At 64.5% G+C, this 18497-nt stretch carries 17 protein-coding genes; 13 read left to right on the top strand and 4 right to left on the bottom strand.

The window, feature by feature from the left end; genetic code table 11:
- The first annotated feature begins 77 nt into the window (after positions 1 to 77).
- From A0U93_RS08080 to A0U93_RS08065, 4 genes are all read left to right on the top strand, one after another.
- Positions 78 to 1760 (top strand): hypothetical protein, encoded by a 1683-nt coding sequence (locus A0U93_RS08080; RefSeq protein WP_077806901.1) that lies wholly within the window; start codon positions 78 to 80, stop codon positions 1758 to 1760.
- Between the two features lie 76 nt (positions 1761 to 1836).
- Positions 1837 to 3459, top strand: coding sequence for an ABC-F family ATP-binding cassette domain-containing protein (locus A0U93_RS08075; RefSeq protein ID WP_077806900.1), 1623 nt, complete (start codon positions 1837 to 1839; stop codon positions 3457 to 3459).
- Between the two features lie 107 nt (positions 3460 to 3566).
- The gene (locus tag A0U93_RS08070; RefSeq protein ID WP_077806897.1) at positions 3567 to 4448 is read left to right on the top strand and encodes an alpha/beta fold hydrolase; all 882 of its coding nucleotides are present in this window, start codon (positions 3567 to 3569) and stop codon (positions 4446 to 4448) included.
- Between the two features lie 43 nt (positions 4449 to 4491).
- On the top strand, positions 4492 to 4917 hold the full coding sequence (locus A0U93_RS08065; RefSeq protein WP_077806895.1) for a GFA family protein: 426 nt from the start codon (positions 4492 to 4494) through the stop codon (positions 4915 to 4917).
- Between the two features lie 52 nt (positions 4918 to 4969).
- Here the strand turns inward: A0U93_RS08065 and A0U93_RS08060 are convergent, their stop codons facing one another.
- Positions 4970 to 6073: an NADH:flavin oxidoreductase/NADH oxidase gene (locus A0U93_RS08060; RefSeq protein WP_077806894.1), complete on the bottom strand. Its 1104-nt coding sequence runs from the start codon at positions 6071 to 6073 to the stop codon at positions 4970 to 4972.
- Positions 6070 to 6924, bottom strand: a complete 855-nt coding sequence (locus A0U93_RS08055) for an oxidoreductase (protein WP_077806893.1) — start codon at positions 6922 to 6924, stop codon at positions 6070 to 6072. The genes A0U93_RS08060 and A0U93_RS08055 overlap by 4 nt, the downstream gene beginning before the upstream one ends.
- Before the next feature lie 119 nt (positions 6925 to 7043).
- On the opposite strand from A0U93_RS08055, the gene A0U93_RS08050 reads away from it, so the two are divergent.
- Genes A0U93_RS08050 through A0U93_RS08020 form a run of 7 tightly spaced genes read left to right on the top strand, consistent with a single transcriptional unit; the run spans position 7044 to position 11314 of the window.
- Positions 7044 to 7679: a regulatory protein RecX gene (locus A0U93_RS08050; protein WP_077806892.1), complete on the top strand. Its 636-nt coding sequence runs from the start codon at positions 7044 to 7046 to the stop codon at positions 7677 to 7679.
- On the top strand, positions 7676 to 8191 hold the full coding sequence (locus A0U93_RS08045) for a CHAP domain-containing protein (RefSeq protein WP_077806891.1): 516 nt from the start codon (positions 7676 to 7678) through the stop codon (positions 8189 to 8191). The genes A0U93_RS08050 and A0U93_RS08045 overlap by 4 nt, the downstream gene beginning before the upstream one ends.
- Before the next feature lie 51 nt (positions 8192 to 8242).
- Positions 8243 to 8515 (top strand): twin-arginine translocase TatA/TatE family subunit, encoded by a 273-nt coding sequence (gene tatA / locus A0U93_RS08040; protein WP_169852720.1) that lies wholly within the window; start codon positions 8243 to 8245, stop codon positions 8513 to 8515.
- 12 nt (positions 8516 to 8527) lie between these two features.
- Positions 8528 to 9142, top strand: a complete 615-nt coding sequence (locus A0U93_RS08035) for a methylthioribulose 1-phosphate dehydratase (RefSeq protein ID WP_077806888.1) — start codon at positions 8528 to 8530, stop codon at positions 9140 to 9142.
- Positions 9139 to 9699 carry a 1,2-dihydroxy-3-keto-5-methylthiopentene dioxygenase gene (locus tag A0U93_RS08030; RefSeq protein ID WP_077806886.1) on the top strand — a complete coding sequence of 187 codons (561 nt, stop codon included), beginning with the start codon at positions 9139 to 9141 and terminating at the stop codon, positions 9697 to 9699. The genes A0U93_RS08035 and A0U93_RS08030 overlap by 4 nt, the downstream gene beginning before the upstream one ends.
- Positions 9696 to 10388, top strand: coding sequence for an acireductone synthase (gene mtnC, locus A0U93_RS08025; RefSeq protein ID WP_077806884.1), 693 nt, complete (start codon positions 9696 to 9698; stop codon positions 10386 to 10388). The genes A0U93_RS08030 and mtnC overlap by 4 nt, the downstream gene beginning before the upstream one ends.
- A complete protein-coding gene (locus A0U93_RS08020; RefSeq protein ID WP_077806883.1) occupies positions 10385 to 11314 on the top strand; it encodes a bifunctional riboflavin kinase/FAD synthetase in 930 nt (309 codons plus the stop codon). The genes mtnC and A0U93_RS08020 overlap by 4 nt, the downstream gene beginning before the upstream one ends.
- Here the strand turns inward: A0U93_RS08020 and A0U93_RS08015 are convergent, their stop codons facing one another.
- Positions 11315 to 12103 (bottom strand): TonB family protein, encoded by a 789-nt coding sequence (locus A0U93_RS08015; protein ID WP_169852719.1) that lies wholly within the window; start codon positions 12101 to 12103, stop codon positions 11315 to 11317. It lies immediately after the preceding gene.
- Between A0U93_RS08015 and A0U93_RS16400 the strand changes: the two genes are divergently transcribed.
- Both A0U93_RS16400 and A0U93_RS08005 read left to right on the top strand, forming a co-directional pair.
- On the top strand, positions 12102 to 12545 hold the full coding sequence (locus A0U93_RS16400) for a DUF2946 family protein (protein ID WP_169852718.1): 444 nt from the start codon (positions 12102 to 12104) through the stop codon (positions 12543 to 12545). The two genes, A0U93_RS08015 and A0U93_RS16400, sit on opposite strands and share 2 nt — an antisense overlap.
- A 56-nt stretch (positions 12546 to 12601) precedes the next feature.
- Positions 12602 to 14785, top strand: a complete 2184-nt coding sequence (locus A0U93_RS08005) for a TonB-dependent receptor (RefSeq protein ID WP_077806879.1) — start codon at positions 12602 to 12604, stop codon at positions 14783 to 14785.
- A 114-nt stretch (positions 14786 to 14899) separates the two neighbouring features.
- On the opposite strand, the gene A0U93_RS08000 is transcribed toward A0U93_RS08005, so the two are convergent.
- The gene (locus A0U93_RS08000; RefSeq protein ID WP_245825158.1) at positions 14900 to 17989 is read right to left on the bottom strand and encodes a TonB-dependent receptor plug domain-containing protein; all 3090 of its coding nucleotides are present in this window, start codon (positions 17987 to 17989) and stop codon (positions 14900 to 14902) included.
- Positions 17990 to 18497 lie beyond the last annotated feature (508 nt).

Below are 18497 nucleotides of genomic sequence, written 5' to 3'. Positions count from 1 at the left end.
GGACTCCTCGCCGGTCGTTTCACGGTGTCTCGAACCCCCATCTTTACAAAAATTCCACGGCCTGACAGAGCCTTGCCATGCGGCAATGGCTTTTCCGAACCCGTTCGGACGTGATGTGGTTCGTGTCGGCGGGCCTGTTCGCGCTCGTCATCTTCTTCCGGCAGCAGCTGCGAAGCGCTTTCGCGCGGGTTTTCGGCGACCGGATCGATGGGCTGATCGAGATCGCCCATCTGGAGCACTGGCACAACGTGCTGCGGGGCGTCAGTCCGTGGGACCGGACCCTCTGGTATTTTCCCAATCCGGATACGGTCGGATATAACGACGGCTATCTTCTCTACGGTCTGGCCTATGGTTTTTTCCGCGTCATCGGCGCGGACGCGTTCGTGGCGTCGGACCTGACCAACATGGGCGTCAAGGCCGTGGGCTTTCTCGGCTTCGTGCTGTTCGCGCGCCGTTTCGCTGGCGCCTCCATGCCGGTCGCGGCGGTGTTCGCGCTGATCTTCACCATCGCGAATGCCAGCTACGCCAATGCCTATCACGCGCAGCTTTTCTCCGTGGGCTTCGCGCCCCTGCTGGCATTCTGGATCGGCATCGCCATCGGGAACGCGCCGCACCGGCCCGGGCGCGCGGCAGGATATGGCGCGCTCGTTGCGGTCTTTTATGCCGCATGGATGATGACGGCGTTCTACACGGCGTGGTTTTTCGCCTATGGCGCGGCTTTCCTGTTGTTGTTCCTGGCGTTGCTCGCCACCCCAGCGGAACGGCATCGCGCCCGGGCGTGGATGCGGCGATCGTGGCGGCCCATGGGGCTCGCCGGGGCGATCTTCGCGATCGGTCTCCTGCCGTTCCTGCATGTTTACTGGCCCGCTGCCCGACGCACCGGCATGCACGATTTTCATGAGGTCTCGCGTTATCTCCCGGCCCTGACCGGCCTGCTGAACGTGGGGCCGGGCAATCTGCTCTATGGCCGATGGGACCTATGGCTGTCGCAACGTTGGGGCACGCATTTCTCGATGGATGCGGAACAGATCATGGGGATGCCGTGGGGGTTGCTGGCCTGCGGCGTGGCTGGCGCGGTTCTTTGCTGGTCGGGTCGGCGATCGGTCTTCTGGCGCGCGCTGGCGTTGGCGACGTTCGTCTCCTGGCTGGCGACGACACGGCTGCACGGGCATCCGGTCTGGCACCTGTTCTATCGTGTCGTCCCGGCCGCACCCGCCGTGCGCGTGATCTGTCGCTACGAGCTGTTCCTGACGTTTCCCGTCACGCTGCTGGCCATGAGGGCCATCATGCGCATCGGGCAGGTGTCGGCGCGGCGTGGCCGGCTTACCCTCCTGCCGGTCGCGCCGCTGCTGGTCTTTCTGGTCATCGAGGAGATCAATCTCGACAATCCGCTTTCGCTCGTCCGGGCGCATGAGGATGCGCGGCTGGCCGCCATTCCGGCCGCGCCTGCAAACTGTCGCAGTTTCTATGCCGTCAATGCGCGGCCCGACCCGAAAATGCCACCCGGCTTCGATTCACAATACAGCCATAACGTGGACGCGATGTTCATCGCGGAGATGCGGGGCATTCCGACCCTCAACGGGATCGACAGCTTCTCGCCGCCCGGCTGGAATCTGTTCGGCTACGACGATCCCACCTATCCGGCGCGTGTTCGGGACGATATCGCGCAACATCGTCTGACGCATGTCTGCGCGTTCGACCTGCGGACCTCGCAATGGCGCGATGCACCACCGACCGCGGATGCCGCCGCGCCGCCATGATGCGCCTTCCGCCTTGCCGTGCTCCGGCAGGCGTGGTCTTGAGGCGGCCAAATTCATTTCCAGTTCCTGAGGCCCCATGATTCGGCTCGACAACATCAGCAAGCGCAACGGCCATCGGGTCATTTTCATCGAGGCTTCCGCCGCCCTGCAACGTGGCGAGAAGATCGGTCTCGTCGGGCCGAACGGGGCGGGCAAGACGACGCTGTTCCGCCTTGTCACGGGAGAGGAGCAGCCCGATGAGGGCAATGTGCTGGTCGATCGGGGCCTGTCCGTCGGGTTCTTCAATCAGGATGTCGGCGAGATGTCCGGACGAAGCGCCGTCGCCGAGGTGATGAACGGCGCGGGTCCGGTGGCGGAGGTCGGGGCAGAACTGGCATCGCTCGAAGCCGCGATGGCCGATCCGGCGCGTTTCGACGAACTCGAGGCCATCATCGAGCGCTTCGGCGATGTTCAGGCCCGGTTCGAGGAACTCGGCGGTTATGCCCTCGACGGCCGTGCGCGCGAGGTGCTGCATGGGCTGGGATTCTCGCAGGAGATGATGGACGGCGATGTCGGCCGTCTGTCCGGCGGCTGGAAGATGCGCGTGGCGCTGGCGCGCATCCTGCTGATGAAGCCCGACGTGATGCTGCTGGACGAGCCGAGCAACCATCTCGACCTCGAGAGCCTGATCTGGCTGGAGAAATTCCTTGCGGGCCACGACGGTGCGCTGCTCCTGACCTCGCACGACCGGGCCTTCATGAATCGCGTCATCAACAAGGTGATCGAGATCGACGGCGGCGCGCTGCGCAGTTTCTCGGGCGATTACGAGTTCTACGAGGAACAGCGCGACCAGAACGAGAAGCAGCAGCAGGCGCAGTTCGAGCGCCAGCAGGCGATGCTGGCCAAGGAAGTGGCGTTCATCGAACGCTTCAAGGCGCGCGCCTCGCACGCCGCGCAGGTGCAGAGCCGGGTCAAGAAGCTCGACAAGATCGACCGCGTGGAGCCGCCCCGCCGCCGCCAGACGCTCACCTTTACTTTCGCGCCCGCGCCGCGCTCGGGCGATACGGTCGCGACCCTGCGCGGCGTGGACAAGCGCTATGGCAGCCGCGTGATCTATCAGGATCTCGATCTGATGATCCGGCGGCAGGAGCGCATCTGCGTGCTGGGCATCAACGGGGCGGGGAAGTCGACGCTGCTCAAGCTGGTCACCGGCACCAGCGCGCCCGATGCCGGCACTGTCACGCTCGGCGGCAGCGTGAAGATGGGTTATTTCGCGCAGCATGCCATGGACCTGCTGGATGGCGATCGCACCGTGCTGGAAACGCTGAACGATGCCTTTCCGCTGGCGGCCCAGAGTTCCCTGCGCGGGCTGGCCGGTGGTTTCGGCTTCACGGGCGAGGACGTGGACAAGGTCTGCCGGGTGCTGTCCGGCGGGGAGAAGGCGCGTCTGGTGATGGCGCTGATGCTGTACGATCCGCCGAACTTCCTCGTGCTCGACGAACCCACGAACCATCTCGACATCGCCACCAAGGAGATGCTGATTACCTCCCTGCGCGAGTATGAAGGCACGATGCTTTTCGTCTCGCATGACAGGCATTTTCTGGCGGCGCTGTCGAACCGCGTTCTGGAAGTGGCGCCCGACGCCCTGCATTCCTATGAGGGCAGTTACGGGGAGTATGTCGCGCGCACCGGGCGCGAGGCACCCGGCCTGCATGAATGATGCGCCCGTCCCGGGAGCGGCCCTTCGGACGGGGGCAATGAACCGTTCGATCCGGTGCCCGTTGCAGGACCATGTCGGTGTTCGACAGTCCCATGGGATGAACGACCATGCCCACGATCCAGACCAGCCTGCTTGACATCGCCTATCGGGACGACGGGCCGGCCGAGGCGCCCGTTGTGCTGCTGCTTCATGGCTGGCCGGACGATGCCTCGACCTGGGACGCGGTGATTCCGGTTCTCAATGCGGCAGGATTTCGTACGATCGCGCCGATGATCCGCGGTTTCGGCACAACGCGCTTTCGGGCGTCTGATACGCCGCGCACCGGAAATACGACGATGGTGGCCCTCGACGCCGTGGCGCTGCTGGATGCTCTGGATATCGGTGAATTTCTCGTGGCCGGGCATGACTGGGGATCGAGCGCGGCGGCGGCGCTGGCTGTCGGCTGGCCGGCGCGGGTCGGGCGCATCGCCATGCTGTCCTCGCCGCCGCAACTGGGCGGGCGGGTCATGTCCTCGTTCCGGCATGCCCGGCTGCAATGGTATCACTGGCTCCAGGCCACGCGCATCGGGTCCGAGACCGTGCGCAAGGACCCCAAAGGCTTCGCGCGCATCATGTGGGAGACATGGTCGCCGGCAGGATGGTTCGACGATGCCACGTTCGAACGGGTGGCGGTGTCATTCGACAATCCCGACTGGATCGACGTGACGCTGCACAGCTATCGCGCCCGCTGGGGCGAAGCCGAACCGGATCCTGCGGGAACATGGCTGGACGAGAAACTGGAGAGAACAAGGACGCTCGCGCTGCCCGCGCTTTACTTCCAGGGCGCGCTCGATGGCGTCAATCCGCCAGAAATCAGCGAGTCGCTTGCAGGAAAATTCATCGGTCCGTTCGAGCGCATCGTCATGCCCGGAATCGGTCATTTTCCAACCCGTGAGGCACCGGAAAACGTCGGTGCACGGCTGGTCCGGCATTTTCAGGTCGGGATGTAGAGATATCTGACGGCATGATGGTGGAAACGGGAGTGCGAACGGCATGGCGAACGATGCGATAACCCGGCATGGGCAATGCCATTGCGGCGCCGTGCATTTCGAGGTGACGCTGAGCGACGGCTTCAACTCGATCCGGCGCTGCACCTGCTCCTATTGTCGCATGCGCGGCGCCGTTGTCGCCACGGTGGAGATGGGCGGCATCAGGATCACGCAGGGCGAGAACATGCTGACGCGCTACCGCTTCCACACCGGCGCGGCACAGCATTTCTTCTGTTCCCGCTGCGGCATCTACACGCATCACCAGCGGCGTTCCGACCAGAATCTTTATGCCGTGAACGTGGCCTGTCTGGACGGGACAAGCCCCTTCGATTTCGCCGAGGTGCCGGTCACGGACGGGATCAACCACCCCAACGATACCGGCCACCCGGCGCGCCGGGCGGGAACGCTTCGTTTCATCCCGGCCGACTGAAACGCCATCGTCCCCCGAGGCGGCGCATGCTGCGCACCTCGGGGTTCGCGGCCTACGGCTTCGTCCTGAACAGGTTGCGGTATTCGCGTGGCTCCGAGCGCCAGTATTGCGGCGGTGCGTCGATCTGCGCGCCGAGTTTCGCGGCCGCATGCCACGGCCAGCGCGGATCGTAGAGCGCGGCGCGGGCGATGCCGATGGCATCGGCCTGCCCCTCGGTCAGGATGGCTTCCGCCTCCTCGGGGTCGGTAATCAGGCCCACGGCGATGACCGGCAGATCGACGGCCTTGCGGACCGCTTCGGCCAGCGGCACCTGATAACCCGGCCCGACCGGGATTTGCTGCGCCGGGGAGAGGCCGCCGCTGGAGACATGGATCGCCGCCGCGCCGCGTTCCTTCAGCGCCCTGGCGAAGGCGATGGTGCCGTCCACGTCCCAGCCGCCGTCCACCCAGTCCGTGGCCGAGACGCGTGCCCAGACCGGGCGGTCCGCCGGGAAAACCTCCCGAATGGCGTCGAAGACTTCCAGCGGGAAGCGCAGCCGGTTCTCCAGACTGCCGCCATAACGGTCCGTTCGCCGGTTCGACAATGGCGAGAGGAACTGATGCAGCAGATAGCCGTGGGCTGCATGCAGCTCGATGCCGACGAAACCCAGTCGCGCCGCGCGCCGGGCCGCTTCCGCGAAAGCATCGCGCAGTCGTGTCAGCCCGGCATCGTCCAGCGCCACCGGCGCCACGTTGCCGTCCGCGAAGGGAAGCGCCGATGGTGCCACCGTCTGCCATCCATCGGGTGCGTCCGGGGCGATCTGCGTGCCGCCATCCCATGGCTTGCGGCAGGATGCCTTGCGACCGGCGTGACCCAGCTGGATGGCGAGCGGGGTCGTGCCGTAACGACGCGCAGCCTCGACAACACGTTCCAGCGCGGCTTCGTTCGCGTCATCATAGAGGCCGAGATCGGCGGGTGAGATGCGCCCCTCCGGCGTCACGGCTGTCGCCTCGACGATCAACAGCCCCGCGCCGGACTGCGCCAGCGTGCCGAGATGGATCATGTGCCAGTCGGTCGCATTGCCGTTCTCTGCCGAATACTGGCACATCGGTGCGATCACGATGCGATTGGCGAGTTCGAGTGCGCCGAGGGAGAGAGGTTGGAACAGGCGGCTCATGATGCAGCCTCCGCCGGGAAATCGGTCTCCACGCCGGGCTTCTCCCATGCCCTGATTTCATCGAGTCGCTTGCCGAGGCGATCCACCACCGCATCGAAACCCCAGCGACCCAGCACGAAATGGCGCGGCGGCGCATCGCTGTGGGCGATGTCGATCATGGCCTGTGCCGCCCGCAGCGGATCGCCCGCCTGCTTGCCGCTGTTGCCGGCCGTCGCGGCCAGCCGCGCGCCCGCCGTTTCCCGATAATCCTCGATCTCGTTGGGCGTCTGCTTAAGGGAGCGCCCGGCCCAGTCCGTGCGGAAAGGCCCCGGCTCCACGCAGGTCACCTTGATGCCCAGGGGTGCTGTCTCCTCGGCAAGGGCGTCCGACCATCCTTCGACGGCGTGCTTGGTGGCCGCATAATAGCCGGAAGACGGAAAGCCGATCAGCCCCGCGATAGAGGTGATGTTGAGGATGCGTCCGCTTTTCTGCGCGCGCATGACCGGCAGTACGGCGCGCGTCAGGGCGAACAGGCCGAATACATTGGCGTCGAACATCGCGCGGATTTCGCTTTCCACGCCCTCCTCGACAGAGGACTGGTAGCCGTAGCCCGCATTGTTCACCAGCACGTCGATCCGGCCGAATCGCTTCCGCGCGGCGGTGACGGCCGCCGTGATCTGGCCGTCATTCGTGACGTCCAGCGGCAGGACCAGCGCGCGCTCGCCGTATTTCTCCGCGAAATCGCCGATGGCCGCCAGATTGCGGGCGGTGATGACGGCACGCTCGCCGCGTTCGAGAACAAGCCCTGCCAGATCGCGGCCGAAACCGGTCGAACAGCCGGTAATGAACCAGACATTATCGGATGCACTCATCGACGACCTCCCTTGGTTCGATAGTTATCGAACAAATTAATGCCTCTTTGCCTTGCCGGGCAAGCGTCCCGTCGCAGAACGCAACAAAAGCCATTCTTCCGCCACGAATCCGTGGCATTATGCCTGCCATGCCCGTTCCCTGCGACACGCCGCCGCCCGTGCCTGACGCCGCAAGCCTGCGTGAGGCCGCGCTCGCGCATCTGGCGCGTTTCGCCACGACGGAGCACGGGCTGGAGCAGGCCCTGCTGCGCCGCCTGCGCCGTTGGGCACAGCGGGCGGAACGCGCGGGCACGGCGATGGATGCCATCGAGACAACGGTCTCCGCCCTGCGCCCGGTCGTCGATCGTATCGTCAGGGACATGGCGGGGCTGGGCGCGGTGGACGACGCCGCCTTCGCGCGGTCGCGGAGCCGCGGCCTTACGCGTTCGGGCCGTTCGCGCCGGGCCGTGGCGATGCATCTCAGCCAGCGCGGCGTCGATGCTCCGGTTCTGGAAGCGGCCATGGACGAGGCGCTGGGCGAACGCGCCGACGACAACGCGCGCGATCATGAACTGGGTGCCGCGCTGGTTCTGGCGCGCAAGCGGCGGCTCGGGCCTTTCCGTCGGCCGGATGCGCCGTCCCCCGATCCCCTGGCGCATCAGAAGGCGCTCGCGGTTTTCGCGCGCAACGGTTTCGGGCGGGACGTGGCGGAAAACGCCCTGGCCATGGACCCCGATGAAGCGGAGGATCGTGTTCTGATGCTTAAATCCTCATGAGATGGCTCGGCGTGGCAACCCTGTTGTCCCTCTGTGGGCTGACTGCCTGCGGTGGGCCGTCACGTTATGAATACAGCCGTGCGAGCTTCAACGGGCGTCTGCAATGCGCGCCATATGCCCGTGCCCGCACCGGCCTCGCGCTTTATGGTCCGGCAGCCAGCTGGTGGCGCGGCGCGGCGGGGAAATACCGCCGTTCGCAGCAGCCGCAACCCGGCGAGGTTCTGGTGTTTCGCGCAACGGGGCGCCTGCCGAGCGGGCATGTCTCCATCGTGCGGCGTCTGGTGGCGCCGCGCGAGATTCTGGTGGAGCACGCCAACTGGGAGCCGGGGCGGATCGACCGCGCAGCGCCGGTCGTGGATGTGTCGCCGGCGAACGACTGGTCGCTGGTGCGCGTCTATTGGGCGCCGATCCATACGATCGGGCGCAGACCGTATCCGACCTACGGATTCATCGCGCCGCGCACACTCGATGATGTGGCGAGCTTGCAAGATGCCGCACATCGCGCCATGTGAGAGGTTGATCGCGGGCCATGTCGGCCACAACCGCCGCGAGGAGATTGAATTATGGGTAGCATGAGTCCCCTGCATTGGATGGTCGTGCTTGCCGTCGTGCTCGTCCTTTTCGGCGGCGGCAGCAAGATCAGCGGGCTGATGGGCGATTTTGCCAAGGGCATCAAATCGTTCAAGAAGAATATGGCGGACGACGAGTCGCTGGAGAACGGCAACCACGCCGCGCCGCCGAACGGCCAGATCCCCGCGCCGAACCCGCACGGTTATACCCAGGCGCCGAGCTATACCGCGCCGAACACGACCCCGTCGGGTCAGCCGCGCTCGTAACGCCCGTTCGGCATGTTGGAGCATGACACCGCCTGGCGACAGGCGGCACAGGATATCGTGCGCGCGGGCCAGCGGATGGATCAGCGCGGATGGGTGCCGGCCACGGCGGGCAATATCAGCCGCCGGCTGGCCGACGGGCGGATCGCGATCACGCGTTCCGGGGGCCACAAGGGTTTCCTGACCGAGGACGACGTGATCGAGATCGATCCGGCGGGCCGCCCACGCGCGGACGGGCAGCGGGCCAGCGCGGAGACGCTCCTGCACACGCAGATCTACGCGCACGATCCACGTGCCGGCGCCGTGCTGCACGGTCATTCGGTGGCGGCGACGGTACTATCGATGGCGGCGACCGCCCCGGCGATCCGTTTGACGGATTACGAGGTGCTCAAGGTCTTCGAAGGCCAGAAGACGCACGCGACGAGCATCGATGTGCCGATCTTCGACAACGATCAGGACATCGCCCGCCTTGCGGCGACTGTGGCGCCTTTTTTGGGAAAAATGCCCGGCGGCTATGTGATTCGTGGGCATGGTGTCTATGTCTGGGGGCCGGACATGCCGACCGCCCTGGCGCGGCTGGAAGGTCTGGAATTCCTGTTGGCCTGTGAGTTGGAAAGGCGGAAACAATGAGCCGACTGACCATCTATCGTGATGACGCACCCGAGACGAAGCTGCTCGATACGGACCGACCGCGCCAGATCGCCGAGACGTTGCAGCCTCTGGGCATTCGCTTCGAGCGATGGGACGCGCCGGTCGTCCCGCCGAAGGACGCCGATGCCGATACGGTGCTGGACGCCTATCGCCCCTATCTGGACGGCCTGATGGGCGAGACGGGCGCCGGTTCGGCGGACGTGGTGCGCATCAACGCGCGCACGCCCGATCTGTCCGCCCTGCGGGACAAGTTCCTGTCCGAACATACCCATAGCGAGGACGAGGTGCGCTTCTTCGTCCATGGGCAGGGTGCGTTCGTCCTGCATATCGACAGCAAGGTCTATTCCGTCCTGTGCACGCAGGGGGACCTGATCTCCGTCCCGGCGGGTATCCCGCACTGGTTCGATGCGGGACTTGCGCCGGATGTGGTGGCGCTGCGCGTGTTCACGGACACGACCGGCTGGGTCGCGCAATATACCGGCGATGAGATCGCGCGCCGTTTCCCGGCGGAGATTCCGGACAAGGCCGCCGCATGAGCAGGATCCGTCTCGTTCTGCTGGATATCGAAGGCACGACACTGCCGATCGCGTTCGTGCGCGATACGCTGTTTCCCTATGCCGCCCGCACCTTGCCCGCGCTGCTGGAAACGCAGGGCGACGATCCGCGCGTGCGGGTGGCGCTTGGCGATATCGAACGCGAGTTTCCCGGTCGCGCGCCGCTGGATGTCATCCGCGACTGGATGGCGCGGGACATCAAGGCCGCGCCGCTCAAGACATTACAGGGGTTGGCGTGGAAGCAGGGCTTCGACGATGGCGAACTGCGCGCCCGGCTGTACGATGATGTGCCGCCCGCCCTGGAAGCCTGGCATACGGCGGGCCTGCGCCTGGCGGTCTATTCGTCGGGTTCGGCCAATGCGCAGCGCCAGCTTTATGGCCATACGCAGGTCGGCGATCTGACGCGGCTGTTCGAGGCGTTCTACGATCTGGACATCGGCGGCAAGAAAGTGGCCGAAAGCTATACGGAGATTGCCGAGCGCGCCGGCGTGCTGCCGGGCGAGATCCTGTTTCTCTCCGATGTCGGCGCGGAACTCGATGCCGCGCGCGCCGCGGGCATGCGGATCTGCCAGCTGGTGCGCGCGCAGGACGACACCCGACCCTATCCCGGCGTGCCACAGGCTGTGGATCTTGCCGCCGTGGCCAAAGAGTTCGGGCTGCCGGTGGCATGACCCTGCATACGGACTGGTGCGCGATACCGAAGGAAGCGCGGGGCACCGTCGCGGCACTCGGCAATTTCGACGGGGTGCATCGCGGCCATCTCCATCTGTTGCGCACGCTGCATGCCGCCCGTCCCGACCGGCCGCTTGCCGCCGTGACCTTCGAGCCGCATCCGCGCGAGCTGTTCCGCCCGCAGGACCCGCCACTGCGTCTGATGACCTCGGCGGCCCGTGAGCAGGCATTGACGCAACATGGCGTGAAGCATGTCTTCCAGTTGCCCTTCGATGCGGATTTCTCCCATCTGTCGCCCGAGGCGTTCGTCGACGATGTCCTGCATGCCGGGCTCGGGGTGCGGCACGTCGCCTGCGGGCCGGACTTCGCTTTCGGTCATCGCCGCCGTGGCGATATCCCGTTTCTGGAGAAACGGCTGGAGCGGCTGGACATCGGGCTGACGGTCGTGCCGCCGCTGGCCGATATCGGTGGTCCCTATTCGTCCACGCGCATTCGCCGGCTTCTGCAGGAAGGCTATCCGGAACGTGTCGTGGAAGAGCTCGGCACGTTCTGGACCATTACCGGCATCGTGGCGCATGGCGACAAGCGTGGGCGGCTTCTGGGTTTTCCGACGGCCAATATCCCTCTCGGCCAGCATATCGAACCGGCGCGCGGCGTGTATGCCGTCACGGTGCGTCTGCCGGATGGGCGGGTATTGCCCGGCGTCGCCAATATCGGGCGTCGCCCGACCATCAACGATGGTCAGGAAAGCCGGGTTGAAGTGCATATCTTCGACTTCGAGGGCGACCTGTATGGCCAGGAACTGGGCGTGACGCTGTATGCCCTGCTTCGGGAAGAGCGCCGCTTCAGCGGGCTGGACGAGTTGAAGGCCCAGATCGCGCGGGATGCGGACGAAGCCCGCGCCCGGCTTGCTGCCATTCTCTAGTCAGTCCATCCTGAAATGCACCGGCAGCCGAAGCGTTGCCGACTGGCCGCCGTCATTGACGCAGCGCGCCGAACGTGCCGCGGCGACGGCGGCGTCATCCAGATCGTCGTAACCGCTGCTGGTGACGATTTCCACCTTCGCCACGCCGCCGCCCGGCGCCACAACCAGCGAAACGACGGCCATGCCCGTTTCATGCATGACCTGCGCGCTGGCCGGGTAAGGCGGCGTCTGGGCCGCGCAGTTCGGCGCCGGCGCATTTCTGCGCGCGCCGTCGCCAGCTTCGGTCGGTGCATTCGCCGGCAAGGGAATATAGGCGGGGACATGCGGGAGGGCATGTGATGTCGCGGGTGCGGCCAATCGCTGCCGCGGTATATTGGCGGGTCGTGAGGAGACAATTTTCGGCGGCACGCCGACATCGGGGAGCGCATCGGTTTCCGGCAGGGCTTCCGGCGGGCTGACAGGCATGGAAGGCGCTGGCAGGGGCGCGGGCGGCGGTAACGCGCGCAATGGCGGCGGTGCGGGCGACTCGAAGATCAGTTGCGTCGCGCGTTCGGCGGGCGGCGGCACGACATGCACGCGCGCATTGAACAGCACGCTTATCAGTATGGCGTGCGCCAGCAGCACGGCCCCAAGCGCAATCCACAACGCCTGCCTTGATGGCGGGCGGATCGGGCGCGCCAGCGCCTGCGTGGGATCGGATGTCAGACGGTCCGATATCATGGCGTCCAGCAATGTGCCCATCGCGCGGATTTGACAAGCCGTGTTCGGAAGCCGAGAAGCCTCTTTCATGACCGCACGCCGTGCAATTGCCGGAGGATTGATGCGGCCCGCCATCGGCTGGGCCTGCTTCGTCCTGATCGGGCTGATCGGCCAGATGATCCTGATGGGGGCCGCCCGTCCCGGCGAAATGCCGCGCGCGACGCTGGAACGTCTGACCGGCCATGTGGTGACGCAGGCCGCCGTCATGACGCCGGATTGCGGCATGGCAATGGGCAGCATGGCCATGCCCAAGGACCACCGGAAGCCGGGTCACGACGCGGACGCCGCCTGTTTTCTCTGTCCGCTGCTGACGCTTGGCCCGGTCATTTTCCAGACATTGCCGCCGCTGCCCGCGCCCACCGTCCTCGTGCGGCGGATCATGCGCGGTTTCGCGGCCGCGCGCGCCCCGCCATCGCTGCCGTGGCAGCGTGCACTGGCACGCGGTCCGCCCGCACTCTTCACGACCGGCTGATTTCCCGACCCCGCCTTGCGGGGTCTTGCTCGTTCGATTGAAGAGACAGATTTGCAATGGTTTTTCTTGTCGCAAAGCCGCGTCGTCTGACGCGCGCCATGCTGATGGCCGCCTGCCTTGGCGCGCCGTCGTTCGCCTGTGCCGCCCCGGTCGTCAACCTGCCGGAGCTCGATGTCACCACGACCGCGCCGCTCATGGACGGGCCGCAGGCTGCCAGTTCCCTTTCCCCGCAAGCCTTACGCCAGAGGCGGCTCAGTTCCGCGGATAGCGCGGAACTTTTCGCGCGCCAGCCGGGCGTCAGCCTGTATGGCGCAGGGGGGATCTCGTCCCTGCCGGTCATCAACGGCATGGCGGACGACCGGGTGGCGACGATTGTGGACGGCGTGCGGATCGAACCCGCATGTCCCAATCACATGAATCCGGCGCTGTCCTATATCTCGCCGGATATGGTCGCGAATGCGACGGCGATCGCAGGCATCACGCCCGTCAGTATGGGGGGCGACAGCATCGCGGGCACGATCAGCGTCGAACGACGCGATCCGAAATTCGCCCGACGGGGAAAAATCCTGTTCACCGGCTGGGCGCGCGGTGCCTATCACAGTAACGGCAATGGCTGGGAAGGCGGCCTGAGCACCACGGTCGCCAGCGATCTGCTCAGCCTGAACTACAGCGCCTCCTATGCCGAGCGTGGAAACTACCACATGGGTGGCGGCGGCGGTCCCGTCCTTTCCAGCGCCTACAAGACCTACAGCCATAGCGTCACCGCCGGGCTCCACAAGGGCGGCAATCTTCTGGCCCTGACCTTCGGCCAGACGGATACCCCTTACGAGGGCTTTCCCAATCAGTACATGGACATGACCAATAACCGTTCCACCTTCGTGAACGGCAAATATAGCGGTGTGTTCGATTGGGGATCGCTGGACGTGCGCGGCTACTGGCAGCGCGTCTCGCACGCGATGAACGATCTTGAGGACAAGGGCGGCCATACGTGGAACACCGGCATGCCGATGAACGACGATTCGCGTCAGGCCGGCTACGCCATCAAGGCCACATTGCCGCTCGGCAGCTGGAACACCTTGCGACTGGGTAATTCCTTCGATCATCAGGGGCTGAACGACTGGTGGCCGCCGCTGCCGGGCAGCATGATGATGGGGCCGGACACCTACCACAACATCAATGGCGGCGTGCGCGACCGGCTGGGCGATTACGCCGAGTGGGAAGCGCGCTGGACGCCGCGCTTCCAAACATTGTTTGGCATTCGCAACGATCTGGTAATGATGAACACCGGCAACGTATCGCCCTACAGCACGGCGACGATGGGCATGAGCGGCATGATGGGCATGATGTCGAACATGACCGTCACCGACACGGCGGCCGCCAATGCCTTCAACGCGCAGGACCATCGCCACACGGATGTGAATTTCGATGTCACGGCGTTGGCGCACTGGGACGCGGCGAAAACCTTCTCGCTGGAAGGCGGATACGCGCGCAAGACACGCTCGCCGAATTTCTTCGAGCGCTATGCATGGGGCCGCAGCCAGATGGCGGCGACCATGATCGGCTGGTTCGGCGATGGTAACGGTTACGTCGGCAACAACAACCTGTCGCCGGAGATCGCCAATACCGCGTCGATCACCGCCGACTGGCACGATGCCGGGCAGAAGCGCTGGGATGTCAAGGTGCAGCCCTATTACACCTATGTGCAGCACTACGTGAACGTGAACCGTCTCGCGACCTATGCGAACGGTTTCGGCCTGCTGCAATTCGTCAATCACAATGCGCAGATCTACGGCATCAATGCCTCCGGCCATTATCAGGCATGGTCGTCGCCGGCTTGGGGAACGGGCGTGTTCAGCACCAAGATCGACTGGGTGCGCGGCCAGGATCTGGATGCTCATACCGGTCTTTATCACCAGATGCCGACCAACGGTTTCGTGGCGCTGGACGAGACGTTCGGCGACCTGACGGGCCGCGCCGAGGTCGTGCTGGTGAAGCGCAAGAGCTCGATCGACGCGCTGCGCACCGAGCCACGCACGCCGGGTTACGCGCTGCTGAATCTGAGCGCGTCCTACAAATGGCGGATGGCGCGGATCGAACTGGGGCTGGACAACGTGCTCAATCAGCGCGCCTATCAGCCGCTTGGCGGCTATGCGCTGGGCAACTATATCGCGCGCGGCAATCTCATGCCGGTCGGCGTCATGGGGCGCTCGGTCAATCTGAGCGTCACGACATCGTTCTGATACCTGGTTCTGACGCCGGTTTGCCGGCCATAAAAAAAGCCGGCCTCGATTACCGGGGCCGGCTTTCAGGAGCGGGGCGGCGCAGGGACGCCCCATCCGGTCATACGATGTCGATCAGAGCGTGACGTTCATGCCGAACTGGAAGGAACGCAGGACCACGCCGTTCTGTGCCCAGGACGAGTTGTAGAGATAACCGCCATAGGTGCCGAAGTCGTACGGTGCGCGGAAGCCGAGCAGGTTGTAGACGTTGGCATAGGCGGACCAGCGCTTGCTGAACTTGTAGTTCACGGTCAGGTCCACGTCCCAGAACGACTTGGTGTGGCAACGCGTCGGCACGAAGGAGCTCGAGGTCAGCACGTTGTCACCGCAGCCGAAGCGGCTGTCCGCGCCCGTCTGGTCTTCGGCCACGTTCTTGTAGCCGCTGGTGTAGTAGACGGTCGGCGTGAGGGTCAGCTTCTTGTAGGTGAAGCTGTTCTGCCAGTTGGCGCGCCAGCGCGGCGTTCCTGAGCCAGACACCGCGCCATACGGGCCAAGCGTGCCGGCGTAATGTTGCACTTCGCCGTCCGGCAGGGTCAGGTTCAGGCTGCGGACATAGGTAGCCGTGCCCTTGCTGAACCACAGGACATCATGCAGCGCGCCCGGCAGGCGGGAATGCGCCTCGAACGACAGATCGACACCATCCGTGGAGATCTTGTTCGTGTTGATGTAGCCGAGGTTGATGATACCCGGGCGCAGCGATCCACCCGGATTTTGCGGGTCGGGGATGCCCGGCGTGACCGTCACGTTCGGCGGCAGGCCTGCATTGCCATTCGCGACCCACGCATCCGCCACCGTCTGCACACCGATCGGGTTCGGCGCGATGTAGTGGTTCTTGCGGATGAAGTAGTATTCCGCGCTCAGCGTCAGCCAGTTCGTGGGACGGAAGATCGGGCCGCCCGTGAAGTTGGTCGAGGTTTCCGGGCGCAGGTTCGGGTTGCCGGCCGTGTTGTTGCCGATACGATAGGCCTGCGCATACGGATCGATCGAGCCGTCCGGATTGAGATGCTGCGCCAGGAAGGCCGGGTTCGTGATGGTGTAGGACGTGTAGCCGACGTTCGAGCCGCCGGTTTCCGCGAAGCTCGGCACGCGGAAGCCGTTGGAGAACGTGCCACGCAGCGTCAACTGCTTGAACGGCTTGAACTGCACGCCGACCTTCGGCGAGAAGTGGCTGAAGCCTTCCGAATAATGATCGTAACGACCGGAGACGTCGGCATTCAGCATCTTGATGAACGGCAGGTTGACTTCGAAGAAGCCTGATTCCACCCAGCGATGACCGCGCGCGTTCACAGGGTTGATGTAGCCCGTGTACTGCTCGCCCGGATCGTCCGGATGAGACGGGTTGGCGCTCGGGTCGTTCAACGCCTCATAACGCCAGTTGCCGCCGATCGCGAGCTTCGTCATACCGCCCGGCAGGCGGAACAGGCCCTTGCTCAGCGTTGCCTGCCCGGAATATTCCTGCGTGCGGGCATGAATGACGTTCGGCGGCGCGATCGAGTTCAGAACGGCCTGAGAATTCTGCGACGGATCGACGAAATTATACGTGCCGTTGTTGATCGCGTTGATTTCGCCGTTGATGGTCGGCACGCCCGTGATGCGCTGATCGAGCAGCGTGTTCATGCCAACGAAATTGACGTCGTAAATCCAGTCCGAACCCCATTTGGAAGCCACGGACCCACCATAGTCGACGGAGCCGCGGAAGTTCTGGCTCAGCGCCTGCGTCGTCGGGATCAGGTCGCCATAACGATAGGCGATCTGGGCGGCCTGCCCCTGGCTTGCGAACGGATCGTTCGGGTTAAGCTGACCGTTCGGCAAGGTGGCCGGCAGCGGCGTGCCTTGCACGTTGGCCTGCAAATCCTGGGTATAGGACGTGCTGCCATACGTGCCGTAAGGCGTCCCCGTGACGATGGTCCGGTTCTGCGAATAGTTGAACATCGCGGTCAACTGCGAATTTTCGGTCACGTTGGCCGTGAAGTGCGCTGTGGCGCTGATGCGCCGCTGATCTGGCGCGACCTGCTCGTAACGCTGCGAGTTCATGGTGCAGGCCTGGCTGCGGCCACCGTCACCGGCAGTCTGCGTGCCTGTAACGAGTGCGCCACCCGTCGCACCGCATCCGGCGGGATTGAGCACCTGCCATGGGCCGACGCCGCCGCCTGCGCCATTGCTGGGGCGCACCAGCGCGGTCGGCGTGCCGGTGAAGTTCCGGATCGTGCCGTCCTGCAGGATATTATAATTGCCGTTCGTCCCGCCGATGCCGGTCAGGTCGCCGTTGTTGTACGGCCCCTGAAGCTGGCGGTAATACAGCGGATCGTCCTGCTGATACTCGGAGTTGACGTAGAAGTTGTAGCCGTCGTTGTTCAGGTCGCCATGACCATACGTGGCATACAGGCGCTGATGGCCCGAATCGCCGCGCTGGCTGAGGCCGCCTTCGGCGTTGCCTTCGAAGCCCTTGATTTCCTTACGGGTGATGATGTTGACGACACCCGCCACCGCGTCGGCGCCGTAAGTCGCGGAACCGCCGTCCTGCTGGACGTCGATCGTCTGGACGATGGATTGCGGAATCCAGTTCGTATCGACGAAGTTACGTTCGCCGTCGTCCGCGAGGGGGTAGTAGGAGTTGCGCTGGCCGTCCATCAGCACGAGCGTGGAATCCGTGCTCAGGCCGCGAAGGGACGGCGCGGAGCCGCCGGCCGCGAAACCGCCGCCCGCCGACCAGGCGTTGGTGAGGTTGCCCGCGCCGTTGGATGACAGAAGCTGCATGGCCTGCGAGACGGTCTTGATGCCGCGCTGCTGCAGATCGCGTGAGGTGATGTGCGTGATCGGCGAGGCGCTGGTGGCATTCGGATCGCGGAAGAGCGTGCCCGTCACCACGATGTTTTCCGAACCGGACCGGACCGGCGCGGCTTCCGTCGGCACGGTCTGCGAAACCACGCTGGCATTCCGGCTGGCGGCCGTGCCTGCCGGCGCGACCGGTGCCGCCGCCACGGGCGTGGTGGTTGTGGTGCGGGTGGTCGCACGCGTTTTCTTCGCATGCGCCTTGTGAACGGTATGTGTCGGCGCGCTCGTGGTCTGTGCCATTGCCGGGACGACGGTCATGCCGCTCATCGCGGAGAAGGTCAGCAGCAACGTTCGGCTTCGCCGAAAATTTCTGGCGATATTGTGTTTCATTTCAACATCTATCCACTATGTTTTTCGTTAACCGCCTCATGACAAACGAGAAATGTCTGGCATCAAAGGCAACGAGCTTGTCATGTCCACTGAAACAGTTTGCAGCGTATCGCTTCCAGAAATCTTTCGTTATAAACGCGGAATTCCTGGATGTCGGGCGCGCCGGTGCGTCACACGTTGTCTGTCTCGTATTCGTTACGGGTTACAGTTCATTCACTTGATGAACGTTTTGTGTCAAGTTGCCGTGTGATGTGTAACGTCGAATCTGTAAGCGACCATTGCAAACAGGTAACACATACGTATCGAACACGAAATGTAATACCGCTCGGTTACATTCTGTAACCTTCAGGTGGTAATGAAAAATACGCCGGAATACTACGACAATGTTGCGATGGCGCAGGTCTCGACTGCATCAGTGTGACGATGCAATACCAACACGCATAAGAAATAATTTAAGAGGTCAGTCGTTTGATCGCGCAGGCGCGTGACCGGAAGAGCCGGCCCTGCA

It is taken from the genome of Neoasaia chiangmaiensis (assembly GCF_002005465.1).
Lineage (GTDB): Bacteria > Pseudomonadota > Alphaproteobacteria > Acetobacterales > Acetobacteraceae > Neoasaia > Neoasaia chiangmaiensis.
The sequence above is the reverse complement of the archived record's forward strand: the minus strand, read 5'-3'. Positions and strand labels throughout refer to the sequence as shown.